We start from the raw sequence: 14,746 nt of genomic DNA on the forward strand, positions 1-14,746 counted from the left end.
CCTGCGGGCTGGCGGCTTGTGGTCATGGTCGGTGCCCGCTTACAGGTCGAGCAAGGCGGCCTGCAGCTGCTGCTGGAACAGCTCGGCGTCGCCCAGCGCATTGGCGTTGAGCAGCGCGAGCTTGACCAGGAACAGTTCGGTCTTGTCCTTGCCGGCCTGGTCGATGGCGCTGGCCAGGGCGTCGTAGACGGTTTCCAGGCCGTCGATCGTGAGGGCTTTTGGTGCAGTCATGGTTGGTTCTCCGTTTACTGGGGCAGGGCGGCGTTGAGGGCGGCTTGCAGGCGCACCGCGTCGAGCGTGAGCCAGCGCGCGCAGACATGCTGGTCGGGGCGCAGCAGATAGGCCGCACCGCTGGCGCGCACGCCGTAGCGGGCGCGGAAATGGCCGTCGGCATCGGCGAAGGTCTGGTCGGCACCGGCCACCGGCTGGGCCGCGCCGACGGCAGTCACGCGCAGCGCGATGCCCTTGGCGCGGGCCGCATCGATTGCGGCCTGCAGCGCAGCCGGGATCGACTCGGCTTCGGTGAAGTAGAGCAGGTCGAAGCCGCCGCCCAGGTGGTCGAGCAGGAAGTCGTTGGCCGCCAGGCGGATGTTCTGCGGCGGCGCGCCATGCGCCGGGCCGGCAGTGAACAGGGCGTTGTCGTCGCCGCGGCTGTTGAGCATCGAGTGGCTGTACTCGTGCGGACGCGAGGTGCGCCAGTGGTAGAGCGGGCGCACGAATTCCTGCGTCAGCGACAGCGACAGCACGGCGTCGCGCAGCAGCTGGAAGCCGCCGGCCGGCGGCGTCATGAAGCGGGTGCTTTTGCCGGCCTCGGCGATGATCTCGCGCGCGGCGCCGACGCGCTCGGCGCTGTAGTTGGCCAGCAGCTGCTGGCTGCCCAGGCCCTTGACCACATGGGCCAGCTGCCAGCCCAGCGACTGCGCGTCCTGGAACGCGGTGTTGGCGCCACGCACGCCGAAGATCGGCAGCAGGTGGGCCGCGTCGCCGGTGAAGATCACGCTGCCATGCACATAGTCGGGCAGGGTCAGGGTGCGCGCCGAGTAGACCGAGCTCCAGTCCATCTCCCAGGGCGTGCCGCCAAAGCCGATCATCTCCAGCTGGGCGTCGATGCGCTGTTTCAGCGACTCGGGGCGCAGCGCCTGCTCGGGCGTCTCGCCTTCGGGCAGCTGGTAGTCGACGCGCCAGATGCCGTTGGGCTCGCGGTGCATCAGGATGGTGTTGCCCGGGTTCCACTCCGGATCGAAGTAGGCCAGGCGCTCGGTCGGCAGCGGCAGGTCGATCTTGATGTCGGCGATGACGAAGAAGCCCTCGTAGGAGGCGCCTTCCATCTGCAGGTCCATCGCGGTGCGGATCGGCGAGCGACCGCCGTCGGCGGCGACCACCCAGTCGCTCTCGAGCCGGTACTCGCCCTCGGGCGTGTCGACGGTGACGCGGGCGTAGCCGTCCTGCTGCTCGACCTGGACCACCTTGTTGCCCCAGCGGAAGTCGATCAGCGGATTGGCCTTGCAGGCGTCATAGAGGTATTCCTCCATGTACTGCTGCTGCACGTTGATGATGGGGAAGAAGCGGTCATCCGGATCATGCGGCGCTTCCATGCGGAACACGCGCTGGCCGCGGTAGAAGGAGTTGCCGAAGCGCCAGGGCAGGCCGCCCTCGGTCATGCGGTCGGCCACGCCGACTTGCTGCAGGATCTCCATCGAGCGGCGCGTGAAGCAGATCGCGCGGCTGCCCTGCGAGAACTGCAGCTCGGCGCTCAGCACCACGCTGGCCACGCCGTGGCGCGCCAGCTCGAGCGCCGTGACCATGCCCGAGGGGCCGGAGCCGACGATCACCACCTGCTGGCGCTGCTGCGCCGGATGCTGTGAGGGCAGCCAGGGCTGGAACACCTGGTACTGGTAATAGATGGAAGGACGGGCTTCGCTGGTCGGTTGGTGCATGGTCTGTCTCCGGTGAGGTTCAGGATCGAAGGGAATGCTGGATCAGGCGGTCGAACAGGGCGCTCAGGGTGGCTTGCTCGTCGGCGTCGAGGCAGCCGAAGATTTCCTGGTTGCGCTTGTTGATCAGGGCCATGGTGCGTTCGAAGGCGGCGCGTCCGTTCTCGGTCAGCGTCAGCACCACGCCGCGGGCGTCGCTGCTGTCGTCTTGCTTGTGCACCAGGCCGAGGTCGACCAGGGCCTGGGCAGCGCGGCTGGCCTGGCCCTTGTTCAGGTTGGCCCGTTGCGCCAGGTCCTTGACCGACAGCGGCTCGAAGCTGCCGATGGTGGCCAGGCAGCGGCCGTCGCTGAGCGACAGCCCGGCCTCCCGCGGGTAGGCGTGCTGGCTGTCATGGTCGGTCAGCTTGTGCAGCAGGTGCAGCCGGTAGGTCAGCGAGCGCTCGAGCGAGGGTGCGGTCGCCGGGCTGGTGTCTTGATGTGGGCGCGTCATGGGGAGGAATCCTGTCTAGCGGCAGATTCTAGTTTGGTTGGTTGCGCACACAACTAAGTGCTTTCCCTAATGCCGGATCGGGCCGGCAGGAGACGGGGCCCGACCGGCTGGCGGTCGCGGCTGGCAAGTCGCGCGGGGCCAGGCCCCGCGCAGGCTGCATTACTTGGTCAGGTATTTCTGGCCGATGCTGTGCACGGCGGCAGCCAGCTGCTTGCCGTCGAGGCCGCGTGCCGTGGCCTGCTTGATCCAGTCGGCCTCGACCGAAGCGGTGGTCTTCTTCATCGCGTTGTACTCGGCGTCCTTGATCACCAGGGTCTTGTTGCCCTGGGCGGCGAGCTTCTTGCGCGTGTCGGCGATGCCTTCGTCCCAGGCCTTGCCGGTCAGCTCGACCAGGGCCGGGCCGCTGTGCTTGTCGATCACCGCCTTGAGCTCAGGTGCCAGGCTGTCGTACTTGGCCTTGTTCATCATGATCGCCATCGGCGTCTGGATGAAGCCGGGCTGGCTCGGCATGCCTTCCATGTGGTACTTGGTGACCTCGTCGACCTTGATCGCCGGCAGCACTTCCCACGGGATCATGGCGCCGTCGATCACGCCCTTGGAGATGCCTTCGGTGACCTGGGCCAGCGGCATGTTGACCGGGGTGCTGCCGATCGCCGACAGGAACAGCGCCGCGAAGCGCGACGGGCTGCGCAGCTTCAGGCCCTTGAGGTCCTCGGCTGACATGATTGGCTTGCTGGCGGTGCTGATGACGCTGTTGCCACCGCTGTGGATGGCCAGCAGCTTGAAGTCCTTGTAGTCGGCCATCGCATGCTGCTGGACATAGTCCCACATCGCCTTGGAGGCCATCAGGCCGTCGCCCGGCATGGTGAAGGGCAGCTCGAGCGCCTCGGTGCGCGGGAAGCGACCGGTCGAATAGCTCGGCGAGGTCCAGACCACGTCGGCGACGCCGTTCTTGACCTGGTCGGCCAGCTGGGCCGGCGTGCCGCCGAGCGCCAGTGAGGGATAGAGCTGGCACTTCATCTTGCCGCCCGAGTCCTTCTCGATCGCGGCGCACCAGGGCAGGGCCACCTTCTGGTTGAAGCCCGAGTTCGCCGGCAGGAAATGCGAGTACTTGATCGTGACGGTCTGGGCCTGGGCGGCTGCGGCGCCGAACAGGGCCGGCAGCGCCACGGTCAGGGCGGCCAGCATCTGGCTCGAGGCCTGACGCCAGACCGGGGTCGTGGCGGACGTGGACTGCTGGCTGGAGAGGGAGATCATGGAGTCACCTTTGGGTCTGTTAAAGATTATTTTTGATATCGTTATTCTGCGCCAGTCGCCAAGCTGGCAAGACTGGGGTTTTCCCTTATGAGGGCGAGTTCTAGCCTGGTTCGGGTATTTATGCCTAGAAAAGCCAGCAGAACTGCAGAAATATTGGATTTAGAGGGTTTACCCCAATCAAAAACCTGTTCAAGACGTGAGAATATAAAGTTATCAAACATAACTTATAGTCAGTTCTTCAACTTACCGCCGAGTCGATCATGAGCCCTTCGTCCACCCCTTCCGTTCAAGCCCCCGTGCAACTGGAAATGCGCGGCAGCGTCGCCCTGATCCGCCTGTGCCGTCCGAGCAAGCGCAATGCGCTCAACGACGGCCTGATCCTGGCCCTGCGCGACCTGTTCCAGAACCTGCCCAAGGAGGCGCGCGCCGCCGTCATCCATGGCGAAGGCGAGCATTTCTGCGCCGGCCTTGACCTGTCCGAGCTGCAGGAGCGCGATGCCGGCGAAGGCGTGCACCATTCCCGCCTGTGGCACAGCGCGCTCGAGTGCATCGAGAAAGGCACGGTTCCGGTGGTCGCGGCGCTGCATGGCGCCGTGGTCGGCGGTGGCCTGGAGCTGGCCAGCGCCTGCCATATCCGCGTCGCCGACGAGTCGACCTTCTTTGCCCTGCCCGAGGGCACGCGCGGCATCTTCGTCGGTGGCGGCGGCTCGGTGCGCATCCCCAAGCTGATCGGCGTCGCCCGCATGACCGACATGATGCTGACCGGCCGCGTCCATGACGCCGTCAGCGGCGAGCGCATCGGCCTGGCGCAGTACCTGGTGCCGACCGGCAGCTCGCTCGACAAGGCGCTCGAGCTGGCGACCCGCATCGCCACCAATGCCCCGCTGACCAACTACGCGCTGATGCATGCGCTGCCGCGTATCGCCGAGCAGCCGGCCGACCACGGCCTGTTCACCGAGGCGTTGATCTCCTCGATCGCCCAGTCGGCCCCCGAGGCCAAGGCGCGCGTGCGTGCCTTCCTGGAAGGTAAGGCCGCCAAGGTGCAGAAGGCCTGAACGGCCCGCTAGACCCAGAGCAGAGGAGATCAAGACCATGAGTTTCGACCAGTCCCCCAAGTACCGCCCGCTCATCTTCGGCGTGACCCGGGTCAAGCTGCGCGACGGCGCGCCCGGCACGCATTACCTGCAGGCCGACCAGCCGCTGCTGCCCTATCCCGAGCGCATGACCGACCGTCTGCAGCACTGGGCCGAGACCGTGCCGCAGCGCACCTTCATGGCGCGCCGCGTCAAGCAGGCCGACGGCAGTCTGGGTGACTGGCGCCATCTGAGCTATGCCGAGGTCTGGGCCACGGCGCGTCGCATCGCGCAGTCCATCCTGGACCGCGGCCTGAGCGTCGAGCGTCCGGTCGTGATCCTGTCCGAGAACAGCCTCGAGCATGGCTTGCTCTCGCTCGGCTGCATGATCGCCGGCGTGCCCTATGTCCAGACCTCGCCGGCCTACTCGTTGATCAGCACCGACTACGACAAGCTGCGCCATGTGGTCAACACCGTGACGCCCGGCATGCTGTTCGCCAGCGATGCCGCGCGCTACGGCAAGGCGCTGCAGGCGGTCGCCACCCCCGACATGGAAGTGGTGCTGGTCGAGGGCGAGCTGGCCGGGCTCAAGAGCACGGGCTTCGACGCCCTGTGCGCCACGGCCGAGACGCCGGCGGTCGACGCCGCGATCGCCGCCACCGGCCCGGACACCATCGTCAAGTTCATGTTCACCAGCGGCTCGACCAAGCTGCCCAAGGCGGTGATCAACACCCAGCGCATGTGGTGCGCCAACCAGCAGCAGATGTCGCAGTCGATGCCGGTGCTCACGCAAGGGCCCCTGGTGCTGGTCGACTGGCTGCCGTGGAACCACACCTTCGGCGGCAACCACAACGTCGGCATGGTGCTCTACAACGGCGGCACGCTCTACATCGACGACGGCAAGCCGACCCCGGCGCTGGTCCACGAGACGCTGCGCAACCTGCGCGAGATCGCGCCCACCGTCTACTTCAACGTGCCGACCGGCTTCGAGGCGATCGCCGACGCGATGAAGACCGATCCGGTGCTGCGCAAGACCCTGCTGTCGCGCGTCAAGATGTTCTTCTATGCCGCGGCCTCGCTGGCGCAGCCGATCTGGGACAGCCTGTACGAGAGCGAGGAGCAGGAGATCGGCGAGCGCATCGTCATGAGCACTGGCCTTGGCATGACCGAGTCCGGCCCCTTCGGCCTCTATGTCACCTCGCCCGAGGTCAAGGCCGGCGACCTGGGCGTGCCGACGCCGGGCATGGCGGTCAAGCTGGTCGAGATCGGCGACAAGACCGAGATCCGCTACAAGGGCCCCAACATCACGCCGGGCTACTGGCGGGCTCCGGTCGAGACCGCCGAGGCCTTCGACGAGGAGGGCTATTTCAAGTCGGGCGACGCGGTCAAGTGGATCGACGAGACCGACATCCACCTCGGACTGAAGTTCGACGGCCGCATTGCCGAGGACTTCAAGCTCTCGACCGGCACCTTCGTCAGCGTGGGTCCGCTGCGCAACAAGATCGTCGCCGCCGGCGCCCCCTATATCCAGGACGTGGTCATCACCGGCCTGAACCTCAAGGAGGTCGGCGCCATGGTGTTCCCGACCCAGGCGGTGCGCGCGCTGTCCGGCCTGCCGGCCGACGCGTCGATGCACGATGTGGTCGACAGCGCACCGGTATTGCAGAAGTTCCAGCAGATCGTCGACGAGCTGGCCAAGACTGCCACCGGCAGCGCCAACCGGATCGCGCGCCTGTGCCTGCTGGCCGACCCGCCCACCATCGACCGCGGCGAAATCACCGACAAGGGCTCGGTCAACCAGCGCGCCGTGCTCAGGCTGCGCGCCGATACCGTGACCAAGCTGCATGCCGACGAGCTGCACTACATCATCAAACCCCAAATCTGAAAGAAGCTGGATCATGGCAAACAAGGGATTCTTCAACGCCTTCAATGACGTCTGGATGCTCGAGGGCGTTCGCACCCCGATGGTGGACTACTGCGGCTCGCTCGGCCACATCTCGCCGACCGATCTCGGCATCAAGGTGGCGCGCGAGGTGCTGGCGCGCAACGGCGTGCCCGCGGCCGACATCGGCTCGGTCATCACCGGCAACATGGCGCCGGGCGACTTCGACCAGTTCTTCCTGCCGCGCCACATCGGCCTGTACGCGGGCGTGCCGCAGCAGGTGCCGGCGCTGATGGCGCAGCGCATCTGCGGCACCGGCTTCGAGCTGTTCCGCCAGGCCGGCGAGCAGATCGAGGCGGGCGCCTGCGAGGCCGCGCTGGTGGTCGGCACCGAGAGCATGACGCGCAATCCGATCGCGGCCTTCGACCACCGCACCGGCTTCAAGCTCGGCGCGCCGGTCGGCTTCAAGGACTACATGTGGGAGGCGCTGAAGGACCCGGCCGCCGGCATCAACATGATCCAGACCGCCGAGAACCTGGCCAAGAAGTACGACATCAGCCGCGAGGACGTGGACCAGTTCGCCAGCGAGTCGTTTGCCAAGGCGGTGGCGGCACAAGAGAGCGGCTTCCACGCCGGCGAGATCGTGCCGGTGGTGAGCGAGAAGTTCGAGCTCGAGGGCTACAAGCCGCGCGGCATCAAGCTGCAGGGCAAGGTCACCGAGGTGGCGACCGACACCCACCCGCGCATCTCGCCGGCCGAGGTGCTGGCCAAGCTGCGCCCGGTCTACGAGGGTGGCGTGCAGACCGGCGGCAACAGCTCGGCGCTGGTCGATGCGGCTGCGGCCTGCATCGTCACCTCGGGTGCCTATGCCAAGGCCAACGGCAAGCAGCCGCTGGCGCGCGTGGTCGCCGCCGCGGTGGTCGGCGTGCCGCCCGAGATCATGGGCATCGGCCCGGCGCCGGCGATCCGCCTGCTGCTCGAGCGCAGCGGCCTGCAGCTGAGCGACATCGGCCGCTTCGAGATCAACGAGGCGCAGGGCGCGCAGACGCTGGCGGTCGGCCGCGAGCTGGGCATGGACCTGAGCAAGCTCAACGTCAACGGTGGTGCCATCGCGCTGGGCCACCCGCTGGCCTGCACCGGCGTACGCCTGACGATCACGCTGGCGCGCGAGCTCAAGCGCTCGGGCCTGCGCTACGGGATTTCCAGCGCCTGCGTCGGCGGCGGCCAGGGCATCGCGCTGCTGATCGAGAACCCGGACGCTGCCTGAGCCATCCGAAGCCCTCCCATAATCGAATCGGAAATCCAAGCATGAAAGTCATTACCGCCAACGAAGCCGGCGCCCTGATCCAGGACCACGCCACCATTTTCCTGGGCGGGCTGGCCATGGCCGGCCTGGCCGAGGAAGTGCTCAAGGGCATCGAGAACCAGTTCCTCGAGACCGGCCATCCGCGCCTGGTCAGCACCTGGGCCTGCGGCGCGATCGGCAACGCCAACGACGCCGGCATGAAGCATTTCGCGCACCAGGGCCTGATCAAGCGCGTGGTCGCCGGCCATTTCGGCCAGACCGGCAAGGAAATGATGCGCATGGTCGCCGACAACGAGGTCGAGGCCTACAACTTCCCGCAGGGCTCGCTGTCCCACCTGACGCGCCAGACCGCCAACCGCTCGCCGGGCCTGCTGACCCAGGTTGGCCTGGGCACCTTCGTCGATCCGCGCCAGGAAGGCGGCAAGATGAACCCCTGCACCACCGAGGACCTGGTGCGCCTGGTCGAGTTCGAGGGCGAGGAGTGGCTGTTCTACCCGCCGCCGCGCATCGACGTCGGCATCATCCGCGGCACCGTCGCCGACGAGAACGGCAACATCGCGCTCGACAAGGAAGGCGTGCTGCTCGAGCAGCTCTCGATCGCCCAGGCGGTCAAGCGCTGGGGTGGCATCGTGATCTGCCAGGTCGAGCGCGTGGTCAAGGCCGGCAGCCTGCATCCGAAATCGGTCAAGGTGCCGGGCTTCCTGGTCGACTATGTGGTGGTGGCCCAGCCCGAGAACCACATGCAGTCGATCGCGACCCACTACAACCCGGCCTTCAGCGGCGAGGTCAAGGTGCCGCTGGGCTCGATCGAGCCGATGGCGCTCGACGAGCGCAAGGTGATCGCGCGCCGCGCCGCGCTCGAGCTGCACCCGGGCAAGCAGACCAACCTGGGCATCGGCGTGCCAGCCGGCGTTCCCGCCGTGGCGGCCGAGGAGGGCGTGGCCCATCTGCTGAGCCTGAGCGTGGAGTCGGGCGTCAACGGCGGCATCCCGGCCCAGCTCGGCGACTTCGGCATGGCCTACAACCCCGAGTCGATGATCGAGCAGAGCTTCCAGTTCGACTTCTACGACGGCGGCGGACTCGACGCGACCTTCCTGGGCCTGGCGCAGACCGACAGCCACGGCAACGTCAACGTCAGCAAGTTCAACGGCCGCCCGGTCGGCTGCGGCGGCTTCATCAACATCACGCGCTCGACGCCCAAGGTGGTGTTCTGCGGCACCTTCACCGCCGGCGGCCTCAAGGTCAAGGTCGGCGACGGCAAGCTGGTGATCGAGCAGGAAGGCAAGATGTCGAAATTCATCGAGCAGGTCGAGCAGGTCACCTTCAACGGCCACGATGCCGCGCTGCGCCAGCAGAACGTGCTGTTCGTGACCGAGCGCGCGGTGTTCCACCTGACTGCCGACGGCCTCGAGCTGACCGAGATCGCGCCCGGCGTCGACCTCGAGCGCGACGTGCTCGCGCACATGGCCTTCAAGCCCATCATCCGCGATCTCAAGACCATGGACCCGGGCATCTTCAGCGAGCAATGGGGCGGCCTGGCGCGCGCGATCCAGCACTGAAGCCAGCGAGCTCCCTCATTTTTCCAACCGATCAAGCAGGATTCCCATCATGAACATCCAAGGACAAGCAGCACTCGTGACCGGCGGCGGCTCCGGCCTCGGCGAGGCCACCGCGCGCGAACTCGCGCGCCTGGGCGCCAAGGTCGCCGTGCTCGACGTCAACCTCGACAACGCGCGCCGCGTCGCCGACGAGATCGGCGGCATCGCGCTGCTGTGCGACGTGACCAATGCCGACAGCGTGCAGGCCGCGATCGAGACCGCCGCCGCCGCCCACGGCCCGGCCCGCATCCTGATGCAGATCGCCGGCATCGGCACCGCCAAGCGCGTGATCGCCAAGGACGGCAGCCCGGCACCGCTGGAGGACTTTGCCCGCGTGGTCAACGTCAACCTGATCGGCAGCTACAACGTGGCGCGCCTGTTCGCCGCCGCCTGCGCCAAGGCCGAGCCGATGGAAGACGGCGAGCGCGGCGTGATCGTGTTCACCGCCTCGGTCGCGGCCTTTGACGGCCAGGTCGGCCAGCAGGCCTACAGCGCGTCCAAGGGCGGCGTGGTCGGCATGACGCTGCCGATGGCACGCGACCTGGCACAGTACGGCATCCGCGTCTGCACCATCGCCCCGGGCCTGTTCTCGACCCCGCTGATGAAGACGCTGCCCGACGCCGTGCAGGCCTCGCTGGCGGCCAGCATCCCCTTCCCGTCGCGCCTGGGTAAGCCGAGCGAGTTCGCCGAGCTGGCCTGCCATATCGCGAGCAACGGCCACCTCAACGGCGAGACCATCCGGCTCGACGGCGCGCTGCGCCTGGCACCGCGCTGAAGGCAGGACGGCAGGACATGAGCGAGCCCCGCACCACCATCTACGAGGTCGAAGTGATGTTCGGCGATTGCGATCCTGCCGGCATCGTGTTCTTCCCGAACTACTCGAAGTGGATGGACGCCTCGTCGCTGAACTACTTCCGCCAGTGCGGCCTGCCCTCGCTGCAGCAGCTCAGGAAGACGCGCGGCATCGCCGGCATGCCCTTGCTCGAGATCCAGACCCGGTTCCGCCGTCCTGCCACCTACGGCGAGCGCCTGCAGGTCCACACCAGCGTGATCGAGTGGCGCGACAAGGTCTTCATCCACAAGCATGTGGTCAAGCGCGGCGACGAACTGCTGTGCGAGGGCACCGAGGTGCGTGCCTTCGTCGTCCACCCGCCCGAAGACCCGACCCTGATCAAGGCGATTGCGATCCCGCAGGATATCAAGGACCTGTGCCGCTGACCTCGCGCGGCAAGAGATTTCACCACCACGACAATACCCAGGAGACAAGATGACTACCCGACGCGCTTTCACCCAATCCCTGCTGGGATCTGCCGCCCTGTCGGCCTTCGGCCTGCCGCTGGCGGCAATGGCCCAGGGCAGCATGGACATGGCCAAGATCCTGGTCGGCTTCCCGCCGGGCGGCACCACCGACACCCTGTCGCGCCGCGTCGCCGACAAGCTGCGTGGCGGCTACGCCGGCAACGTCATCATCGAGAACAAGCCTGGCGCCGGCGGCCAGATCGCGATCAGCGCGCTCAAGGCCGCGCCGGCCGACGGCAGCGTGCTGCTGCTGACCCCGTCGTCGATGCTGTCGGTCTATCCCTTCACCTACGCCAAGCTGCCCTACACGCTGGACGACCTGGCTCCGGTCTCGGTCGGCTGCTTCTTCAGCCACGGCTTCGGCGTCGGCCCGGCCGTGCCCGAGTCGGTCAAGACGGTCAAGGACTTCCTGGCCTGGGCCAAGGCCAATCCGGACAAGGCCAACTACGGCTCGCCCGCCGCCGGCTCGATCCCGCACCTGACCGCGGCGCTGCTCAACAAGCTCACCAAGTCCAACCTGAGCCATGTGCCCTACCGTGGCTCGGCGCCCGGCATCCAGGACCTGCTGGGCGGGCAGATCTCGGCCATGTGCTCCCCGGTCGGCGACTACCTGCAGCATGTCAAGAGCGGCAAGCTGCGCCTGCTGGCCACCTCGGGCCCGCAGCGCTCGCCCTTCACGCCCGACGTGCCGACCTTCAAGGAGCAGGGCATCGACATCGCGGTGCGCGAGTGGTATGGCTTCTTCCTGCCGGCCAAGGCCACGCTGGAAGCACGCCGCCGCGCCGCCGCCTACCTGCAGCCCGCGCTCAACAGCAAGGACCTGATCGACAGCATGGCCCAGGTCGGCATGGAGGTGCAGTCCTCCACCCCCGACCAGCTGGCCGCCTGGATGAAGGCCGACGCCGAGCAATGGCGCGGCTTCGTGAAGGAAATCGGCTTCCGCGCCGACTCCTGATCCCCGGCCCGGGGGCCGATGCCTGGAGCCGGCCCCCTTTTTCAACTTCTGAATCCCCGCGCGACCCACGCGCATCCCGAGACCCGTCATGAACGCCTACCGCCCCCAAGCCTCCGACATCGGCTTCATCCTGTTCGACGTCCTGCAGGCGCAGGACACCCTGTCACAACTGCCCGCGCTGGCCGACAATGCCGACCCCGACCTGCTGCGTCAGGTGCTGGAAGAAGCCGGCAAGTTCGTTGGCGAGGTGGTGGCACCGCTGAACCGCGATGGCGACGAGATTGGCGCGAGGTTCAAGGACGGCGCAGTGACCATGCCGCCCGGTGCGCGCGAGGCCTACCAGGCCTTCTGGCAGGCTGGCTGGCCGGCCCTGTCGGGCGATACGCTGCATGGCGGCCAGGGCCTGCCGACCGTGCTCGAGATGGTGCTGTACGAATGGCTCAGCGGCGCCAACCTGGGCTGGACCATGGCGCCGGGCCTGCTGCATGGCGCCTGCGAGTGCATCAAGCACCATGCCAGCCCCGAACTCAAGAGCCAGTACCTGGAAAAGCTCATCACCGGCGAGTGGCTGGCCACCATGTGCCTGACCGAGCCGCACGCCGGCAGCGACCTCGGCCTGGCCCGCACCAAGGCGGTCGCCCAGTCCGACGGCAGCTATGCAGTCAGCGGCACCAAGATCTTCATCTCGGGCGGCGAGCATGACCTGACCGACAACATCGTGCACCTGGTGCTGGCGCGCCTGCCCGACAGCCCGCCCGGCCCCAAGGGCCTGTCGCTGTTCCTGGTGCCCAAGTTCTATCCGGACGGCAGCCGCAGCGCGGTGGTCTGCGAGCGCATCGAGGAAAAGATGGGCCTGCACGGCAGCCCGACCTGCGTGATGCGCTTCGACGAGGCGCGCGGCTGGCTGGTCGGCGAGCTCGGCAAGGGCCTCAACGCGATGTTCCTGATGATGAACGCGGCCCGCCTGCATGTGGCGCTGCAGGGCGTCGGCCTGCTCGACGCGGCCTGGCAGAAGGCCGACGGCTATGCCCGCGAGCGCCGCCAGATGCGCGCGCCGGTGCGGCGCGACCCCGCTCAACCGGCCGACCTGATCATCGAGCATCCGGCCATGCAGCGCCTGCTCGACACCCAGCGTGCCTGGGTCGATGCCGGCCGGGTGCTGGCCTATCGCACCGCGCTCGAGCTCGATGTCGCCAAGCATCACCCCGAAGCGGCGCAGCGCCAGCAGGCCAACCTGTGGTGCGCGCTGGTGACGCCGGTGCTCAAGGCGAGCTGGACCGACCAGGCCTTCCATGGCGGCAGCGACTGCCTGCAGGTCTTCGGCGGCCATGGCTATGTGCGCGAATGGGGCATCGAGCAGGTGGTGCGCGACTCGCGCGTGGCGATGATCTACGAGGGCACCAACGAGATCCAGGCGCAGGACCTGCTGTTCCGCAAGGTGCTGGCCGACCAGGGCGCGGGCCTGCTCGCGATGCTGGGCGGGCTGGAACAGGATCTGGCTGGCCTGGACTCGGACGCCGCGGCGCGCGCGCGTACCGGCCTGGAGCAGCTGCGCGAGCTGGTCGGCCTGCTGCAGGCCGGCGGTCCGGGCGTGGCGGCGCAGCTGTATCCGGTCGCCGGCGACTTCCTGCGCGTCGTCACCCTGACCCTGATGGCCTGGGCCTGGGCCAAGCTGGAAACTGCCGGCGCTCCCGGCCAGGGCGGCACCGCCTTCGCGCGCTGGGTCTGGCCGGAGCTCGCGATGCGCCAGCTCATGATCCGCCAGGCCCTGGGTGCGGCGGCCTGAAGCGCGCCCTCTATGATGGCGGGTTGATCCACCAGCCATGTCCCAGACCATGACAGAGTCCCGCCCGGTCCGCCATTCCTCTCCTGCCTTGCCGGTTGCGCCCCAGCCTGGGGCCGACCCGGCACCGGTCGGACTGGCGGTGGAGCGGGTCGATACCTCCTTCCTCGAAGCGCTGATCGGCTACAACGCGCGCCGCACGGCGCTCACCATCATCAGCCATTTCCTGCCGCGCATGGCGCAGTTCGGCCTGCGTCCGGTCGAGTTCTCGGTGCTGACGCTGATCGGCCATAACCCCGGCATCACCGCGCGCCAGCTCTGCGCGACGCTCGACCTGCAGCCGCCCAACCTGGTCGGCATGATCAAGGGGCTGGAAAAGCGCAGCCTGCTCGAGAAGCGCGACCACCCGAGCGACCGCCGGGCCCAGGGCCTGCACCTGACCGAGGAGGGCTCCGCCATCCTCGAGCAGGCCCAGGCCACCGCGCTGGCGCTCGAGGTCGAGGCGACCCCGCGCCTGACCCCGCTCGAGCGCGTCACGCTGATCCGGCTGCTGCGCAAGGTCTACCGGCCCGATCACTGAAGCTCGCCAGCGCCGGCCTGCTGCCGGCTCGGGTGCGGAAAAGCAAAAAGGCATTGCCAAGCAATGCCTTTTTGTCGTCATGGGCCGCCGTCCGGCCCGGGTTATTTCAGTAGTTGTTCAACCGGTCTGACCTGACCTGCTGGCGCGCCTGCTCAAGCATGCGGTCGAACATGTCGAGCAGGCTGGCCTGCTCGGACTCGCTCAGGCAACGCAGCAGGTCCTGGTTGCGCTGCTGGATCAGCGGCATCACCTGTTCCCAGCATTGCCGGCCCAGCGCGGTGAGCGTGAGCTGCACGCAGCGGCCGTCCTCGGGGCTGGGGATCTTGGAGACCAGGCCGCGCTCGACCAGCAGCTTGGTCGTGCGGCTGACCTGTGCCTTGTCGAGATTGGCCTCGAAGGCGAGCTGCATGACCGTGACCTGCCCGGGCTGGGAGCCGATGGCCGCCAGGCAGCGCGCCTCCGGCAGGCTCAGTCCCGAGCCGGCCTGGTAGAGCTCTTGGCTCATCATGTCGTTGAGCTTGCTCAGGGTGTTGAGGCGGTAGGTGAAATGCCGCCTCAATACTGGCTGGGCCTGCTGCTCGCTGCTCAT

The 14,746-nt window shown here is 67.7% G+C and carries 14 protein-coding genes; 9 read left to right on the forward strand and 5 right to left on the reverse strand.

The annotated features are described in order from the left end of the window. Positions 1-39: 39 nt before the first annotated feature. The 4 genes from C6P64_RS08930 to C6P64_RS08945 form a co-directional block, all read right to left on the reverse strand. On the reverse strand, positions 40-231 hold the full coding sequence (locus C6P64_RS08930) for a DUF2783 domain-containing protein (RefSeq protein ID WP_105748202.1): 192 nt from the start codon (positions 229-231) through the stop codon (positions 40-42). Positions 232-245: 14 nt separating this feature from the next. Next, positions 246-1,937: an FAD-dependent monooxygenase gene (locus tag C6P64_RS08935; RefSeq protein ID WP_105748203.1), complete on the reverse strand. Its 1,692-nt coding sequence runs from the start codon at positions 1,935-1,937 to the stop codon at positions 246-248. Between the two features lie 19 nt (positions 1,938-1,956). After that, on the reverse strand, positions 1,957-2,424 hold the full coding sequence (locus C6P64_RS08940; protein ID WP_105748204.1) for a MarR family winged helix-turn-helix transcriptional regulator: 468 nt from the start codon (positions 2,422-2,424) through the stop codon (positions 1,957-1,959). Between the two features lie 159 nt (positions 2,425-2,583). Then, positions 2,584-3,681 carry a TRAP transporter substrate-binding protein gene (locus C6P64_RS08945; RefSeq protein ID WP_105748205.1) on the reverse strand — a complete coding sequence of 366 codons (1,098 nt, stop codon included), beginning with the start codon at positions 3,679-3,681 and terminating at the stop codon, positions 2,584-2,586. Between the two features lie 260 nt (positions 3,682-3,941). Between C6P64_RS08945 and C6P64_RS08950 the strand changes: the two genes are divergently transcribed. The 9 genes from C6P64_RS08950 to C6P64_RS08990 all read left to right on the forward strand — a co-directional run bounded on the left by C6P64_RS08950 (position 3,942) and on the right by C6P64_RS08990 (position 14,157). Then, the gene (locus tag C6P64_RS08950) at positions 3,942-4,736 is read left to right on the forward strand and encodes a crotonase/enoyl-CoA hydratase family protein (protein WP_105748206.1); all 795 of its coding nucleotides are present in this window, start codon (positions 3,942-3,944) and stop codon (positions 4,734-4,736) included. 37 nt (positions 4,737-4,773) lie between these two features. Further along, positions 4,774-6,639, forward strand: coding sequence for a feruloyl-CoA synthase (locus tag C6P64_RS08955; RefSeq protein WP_105748207.1), 1,866 nt, complete (start codon positions 4,774-4,776; stop codon positions 6,637-6,639). A gap of 13 nt (positions 6,640-6,652) precedes the next feature. Continuing rightward, entirely contained in the window at positions 6,653-7,903 is a 1,251-nt protein-coding gene (locus tag C6P64_RS08960) for a thiolase family protein (RefSeq protein WP_105748208.1), read from the forward strand. A 41-nt stretch (positions 7,904-7,944) separates the two neighbouring features. Beyond that, positions 7,945-9,501: an acyl CoA:acetate/3-ketoacid CoA transferase gene (locus tag C6P64_RS08965; protein WP_105748209.1), complete on the forward strand. Its 1,557-nt coding sequence runs from the start codon at positions 7,945-7,947 to the stop codon at positions 9,499-9,501. 49 nt (positions 9,502-9,550) lie between these two features. Beyond that, positions 9,551-10,315 (forward strand): SDR family NAD(P)-dependent oxidoreductase, encoded by a 765-nt coding sequence (locus tag C6P64_RS08970; RefSeq protein ID WP_105748210.1) that lies wholly within the window; start codon positions 9,551-9,553, stop codon positions 10,313-10,315. Between the two features lie 17 nt (positions 10,316-10,332). Next, entirely contained in the window at positions 10,333-10,758 is a 426-nt protein-coding gene (locus C6P64_RS08975; RefSeq protein ID WP_105748211.1) for an acyl-CoA thioesterase, read from the forward strand. Positions 10,759-10,807: 49 nt separating this feature from the next. After that, complete coding sequence (locus C6P64_RS08980; RefSeq protein ID WP_105748212.1) at positions 10,808-11,794, forward strand: Bug family tripartite tricarboxylate transporter substrate binding protein; 987 nt, start codon at positions 10,808-10,810, stop codon at positions 11,792-11,794. Between the two features lie 88 nt (positions 11,795-11,882). Continuing rightward, complete coding sequence (locus tag C6P64_RS08985; protein WP_105748213.1) at positions 11,883-13,580, forward strand: acyl-CoA dehydrogenase family protein; 1,698 nt, start codon at positions 11,883-11,885, stop codon at positions 13,578-13,580. A gap of 49 nt (positions 13,581-13,629) precedes the next feature. Further along, entirely contained in the window at positions 13,630-14,157 is a 528-nt protein-coding gene (locus C6P64_RS08990; RefSeq protein WP_105748257.1) for a MarR family winged helix-turn-helix transcriptional regulator, read from the forward strand. A gap of 106 nt (positions 14,158-14,263) precedes the next feature. Here C6P64_RS08990 and C6P64_RS08995 read toward each other — a convergent pair whose 3' ends face one another. Continuing rightward, complete coding sequence (locus tag C6P64_RS08995) at positions 14,264-14,746, reverse strand: MarR family winged helix-turn-helix transcriptional regulator (RefSeq protein WP_105748214.1); 483 nt, start codon at positions 14,744-14,746, stop codon at positions 14,264-14,266.

The sequence above is a fragment of the Malikia granosa genome (genome assembly GCF_002980595.1).
In the GTDB taxonomy this organism is placed as follows: Bacteria; Pseudomonadota; Gammaproteobacteria; order Burkholderiales; family Burkholderiaceae_C; genus Malikia; species Malikia granosa.

Coding starts and splice junctions, on each gene's coding strand:
- C6P64_RS08930 (WP_105748202.1), bottom strand. CDS start 231: ATGACTGCACCAAAAGCCCTCACGATCGACGGCCTGGAAACCGTCTAC.
- C6P64_RS08935 (WP_105748203.1), bottom strand. CDS start 1,937: ATGCACCAACCGACCAGCGAAGCCCGTCCTTCCATCTATTACCAGTAC.
- C6P64_RS08940 (WP_105748204.1), bottom strand. CDS start 2,424: ATGACGCGCCCACATCAAGACACCAGCCCGGCGACCGCACCCTCGCTC.
- C6P64_RS08945 (WP_105748205.1), bottom strand. CDS start 3,681: ATGATCTCCCTCTCCAGCCAGCAGTCCACGTCCGCCACGACCCCGGTC.
- C6P64_RS08950 (WP_105748206.1), top strand. CDS start 3,942: ATGAGCCCTTCGTCCACCCCTTCCGTTCAAGCCCCCGTGCAACTGGAA.
- C6P64_RS08955 (WP_105748207.1), top strand. CDS start 4,774: ATGAGTTTCGACCAGTCCCCCAAGTACCGCCCGCTCATCTTCGGCGTG.
- C6P64_RS08960 (WP_105748208.1), top strand. CDS start 6,653: ATGGCAAACAAGGGATTCTTCAACGCCTTCAATGACGTCTGGATGCTC.
- C6P64_RS08965 (WP_105748209.1), top strand. CDS start 7,945: ATGAAAGTCATTACCGCCAACGAAGCCGGCGCCCTGATCCAGGACCAC.
- C6P64_RS08970 (WP_105748210.1), top strand. CDS start 9,551: ATGAACATCCAAGGACAAGCAGCACTCGTGACCGGCGGCGGCTCCGGC.
- C6P64_RS08975 (WP_105748211.1), top strand. CDS start 10,333: ATGAGCGAGCCCCGCACCACCATCTACGAGGTCGAAGTGATGTTCGGC.
- C6P64_RS08980 (WP_105748212.1), top strand. CDS start 10,808: ATGACTACCCGACGCGCTTTCACCCAATCCCTGCTGGGATCTGCCGCC.
- C6P64_RS08985 (WP_105748213.1), top strand. CDS start 11,883: ATGAACGCCTACCGCCCCCAAGCCTCCGACATCGGCTTCATCCTGTTC.
- C6P64_RS08990 (WP_105748257.1), top strand. CDS start 13,630: ATGACAGAGTCCCGCCCGGTCCGCCATTCCTCTCCTGCCTTGCCGGTT.
- C6P64_RS08995 (WP_105748214.1), bottom strand. CDS start 14,746: ATGAGCAGCGAGCAGCAGGCCCAGCCAGTATTGAGGCGGCATTTCACC.